The sequence below is a fragment of the Pseudoduganella sp. RAF53_2 genome (genome assembly GCF_052113985.1).
In the GTDB taxonomy this organism is placed as follows: domain Bacteria; phylum Pseudomonadota; class Gammaproteobacteria; order Burkholderiales; family Burkholderiaceae_D; genus Rugamonas.
On the sequence record NZ_JBFRDW010000653.1, the window covers coordinates 1 to 3,352 of the forward strand.

The window sequence follows — 3,352 nt, forward strand, 5'->3', positions numbered from 1 at the left end:
CCAGGTGCACCGCGCCGAATTCCTTCATCGTGGCATCGGCAAGCGCCTGTACATCGGCACTCTTGCGCACATCACAGACAAGGCCAAACGCCTGGGCGCCCTGCTCGCGCAGCTCCTGCACCGTGCGTTCCAGCGCGTCGGCCTGCACGTCCGCCAGCGCGATCTTCATGCCCAGCTGGTGGGCCTTGATGGCAAATTCACGTCCGAAACCGCTTGCTCCGCCGGTGATGACGGCGACCTTGTCTTTGAAGTTTTTCATTTAGATGAGCTTCACCAGTTGTTTGCCGAAGTTCTTGCCCTTCAGGAGTCCCATCAGCGCTTCCGGCGCCGAGGCCAACCCTTGCGACACCGATTCGCGGTACTTCATCTGGCCCGTTGCGACCAGTTTGCCCAGTTCGGTCAAGCCTTGCGGCCACAGGTCCAGATGCTCGGTCACGATAAAACCACGCAGCGAAACGCGGTTGGTCAGCAACAGGCGCGGATTACGCAGCGGGATGTCTTCGCCGTTGTAGCCGGCCGCCATGCCGCACAGCGCGATGCGGGCAAAGGCATTGCTGCGGCCGAGTGCCGCGTCAAACACGGCGCCGCCGACGTTTTCGAAGATGCCATCGACACCATCCGGCGTTGCGGCAGCGAGATCGGTTTCCAGATTGCCTGTGCGGTAGTCGATGCAGGCATCGAAGCCCAGCTCATTCACCACGAAATCGCACTTTTCCTTGCCGCCCGCGATACCAACCGCGCGCGCGCCCGCCAGTTTCGCCAGTTGGCCAACCGTGGCGCCAACCGCGCCGCTGGCTGCCGAGACGACTACGGTTTCGCCAGCCTTCGGTGCGATGATCTTGTTCACGCCATACCAGGCGGTCATACCAGGCATGCCGACAACGCCAAGATAGGCGGAGGCCGGAATGTGCGTCGTGTCCACCTTGCGCAGCGCCGCGCCATCGGACACGCTCATCTCGGCCCAGCCGAACATGCCGGCCACGAAATCGCCCACGGCGAATTTCGGGTTCTTCGATTCGACCACTTCACCGACCGTGCCGCCGATCATGGTTTCGTTCAGCGGCTGCGGCGCAGCGTAACTCTTGGCGTCGCTCATGCGGCCGCGCATATACGGGTCCAGCGACAGGAAGTGATTGCGCACCAGGATCTGGCCTTCGCTCAGCGCCGGAGTCTCGGCCGTCTCAAGGCGGAAGTTTCCAGCTTCGACTTCACCGCGCGGGCGGGAAGCAAGGACAATGCGTTGATAGGTCGCCATGCTGTCTCCTTAAACTGCCGAGACGCCGCCATCGACGGCCAGCGTCTGGCCCGTGATGTGCCGGCCCGCATCGGATGCGAACAGCACCACCGCGCCTTTGAGGTCTTCGTCACCGCCCAGCCGGTGCAACGGCGTTTCCGCTTCCAGCTTCTCTTCGCCAATGGCCTTCAGTACGCCAGCGCTCATCTTCGAAGGGAAGAAGCCAGGGGCAATCGCGTTCACATTGATGCCATGCTCGCCCCATTCGCCCGCCAGTGTTCGTGTGAAGTTGATTACGGCGCCCTTCGAAGTATTGTAGGCGATGGTTTTCATCGTGCCAGGAGCATTCCCAGCCAGGCCGGCAATCGATGCGATATTGATGATACGGCCGCTCTTGCACGGGATCATGGACTTCTTGCCGACTGCCTGCGACATCAGGAAAATACTGCGGATGTTCAGGTTCATTACCTTGTCCCAGGCCTCCAGCGGATAGTCTTCCGCGGCGGCGCCCCAGGTTGCGCCGGCATTGTTGATCAGGATATCGATATGGCCGAGATGCGCCAGGGCGCCGTCCACCAGCGGCTCGATCGACGATTCCTTGCCCAGATCCGCTGCAATGGCATGCGCTTCGATACCATGCTCGCGCAGCGTGGCGACGGCTTCATCGAGTTCCGCCTGCTTGCGTGCCGAGATCACGATCTTTGCGCCTTGTTCGCCAAGTGCCAGCGCCATTTGCAGGCCGAGACCACGCGAGCCGCCGGTCACCAGCGCAGTTTTGCCTTTGAGGCTGAAGAGTTCCTGGGTCGTGCGCATTGCGTCTCCTTAAACGGTGTAATCCATGCACTGGCGCGCTTCGCGTACGGCGCCAAAGAAAGGCTTGAGAGCCTGGTGCTGAGGGTGAATCTGGTAGGCGTCCAGCGCTGCCTTGTCGGCGAATTCGGAATACAGCACGATATCGTAAGTCGCTTCCAGGCCCTCTTCGGCGATGGCCACTTCCAGCTTCAGGATGCCGGGGACAATGCCCGCGCAGGCTTCCAGCTGCTCCTTCATTTTTTTCGCATTGGTGGCGCGATCGGCGCCCTCGGCGTGGTCTTTCAGCTTCCACATGACGATGTGTTTGATCATTTCAACTCCTCAGAACCACGCATCCTGCATATCGAGCGTAGTGGTATCAAGGCTGTCCAGCAGATCCAGTTGTACGTGGACCTTGGGCAGCTCCCATTGGTAGAAATAGCGGCAGGCTTGCAGCTTGCCGCGATAGAAATCGGATGGCTCGGCGCTCGTGGCCACGATGGCTTGCTCCAGCCAGATCCAGGCGACGATCACGTGGCCGACTGCTTCCAGATAAGCCGTAGCGTTGGCCAGCGTCTTGTTCGTGTCGCCCGCAGCATACAGCGTTTGCGTGACTTCTTCCACGCGGCGCCACGCCGCATCGAGCGCATTGGCATGCGCGGCCAGCGTGGCGACATCCGCCGCCTTATCCACTGTGGCGCGCAGTTCGGACGCAAACGCCTTGAACAGCGCACCATCCTTTAAAGCGACTTTGCGCCCCAGCAGATCCAGCCCGTGAATGCCATGTGTGCCTTCGTGGATGGAGTTCAGGCGATTGTCGCGATACAGCTGCTCGACATTGTATTCGCGCGTGTAGCCATAGCCGCCATGCACCTGAATCGCCAGGCTGTTCGCCTCCACGCACCATTGCGAAGGCCAGGATTTGGTGATCGGCGTCAGGAACTCCAGCAAACGCGCGGCGCGTTCGCGGTCCTCGGCCGTTTCAGCGGTCTRCTGTTCGTCCACCAGCCTGGCGCTGTACAGCACGAGGCCAAGCGCGCCTTCCACGTAAGCTTTCTGCGCCAGCAGCATGCGCCGCACATCGGTATGTTTGATGATCGGCAGCTGCGGCGCGGAAGGATCTTTGGCGGCGGGATGACGGCCTTGCGGGCGATTGCGTGCATAGTCCAGCGATAGCAGATAGCCCGTGTAGCCCAGCATCGCCGCGCCCATGCCGACACCAATGCGCGCCTCGTTCATCATGTGGAACATATTGACCAGGCCATGATTCGGCTGGCCGACCAGGAAGCCGATCGCACCGTCCGCGCCGCCCGGCCGGTACTTGCC

Annotated in this window: 5 protein-coding genes; all 5 read right to left on the reverse strand. The window is 61.4% G+C overall.

Annotation, left to right across the window (positions count from 1 at the left end; all coding sequences use genetic code 11):
* Nucleotides 1-259, reverse strand: a 259-nt coding sequence (locus AB4Z11_RS27190) for an SDR family NAD(P)-dependent oxidoreductase (protein WP_442028960.1), incomplete at its 3' end; no start/stop codon positions are given.
* Nucleotides 260-1,255 carry an NADP-dependent oxidoreductase gene (locus AB4Z11_RS27195; RefSeq protein ID WP_442028961.1) on the reverse strand — a complete coding sequence of 332 codons (996 nt, stop codon included), beginning with the start codon at nt 1,253-1,255 and terminating at the stop codon, nt 260-262. It abuts the gene before it with no gap.
* 9 nt (nt 1,256-1,264) lie between these two features.
* Nucleotides 1,265-2,047, reverse strand: coding sequence for an SDR family oxidoreductase (locus tag AB4Z11_RS27200; protein WP_442028962.1), 783 nt, complete (start codon nt 2,045-2,047; stop codon nt 1,265-1,267).
* Between the two features lie 9 nt (nt 2,048-2,056).
* Complete coding sequence (locus AB4Z11_RS27205; protein ID WP_442028963.1) at nt 2,057-2,359, reverse strand: Dabb family protein; 303 nt, start codon at nt 2,357-2,359, stop codon at nt 2,057-2,059.
* A 9-nt stretch (nt 2,360-2,368) separates the two neighbouring features.
* Nucleotides 2,369-3,352, reverse strand: a 984-nt coding sequence (locus AB4Z11_RS27210; RefSeq protein ID WP_442028964.1) for an acyl-CoA dehydrogenase, incomplete at its 5' end; no start/stop codon positions are given.

Coding starts and splice junctions, on each gene's coding strand:
- AB4Z11_RS27195 (WP_442028961.1), bottom strand. CDS start 1,255: ATGGCGACCTATCAACGCATTGTCCTTGCTTCCCGCCCGCGCGGTGAA.
- AB4Z11_RS27200 (WP_442028962.1), bottom strand. CDS start 2,047: ATGCGCACGACCCAGGAACTCTTCAGCCTCAAAGGCAAAACTGCGCTG.
- AB4Z11_RS27205 (WP_442028963.1), bottom strand. CDS start 2,359: ATGATCAAACACATCGTCATGTGGAAGCTGAAAGACCACGCCGAGGGC.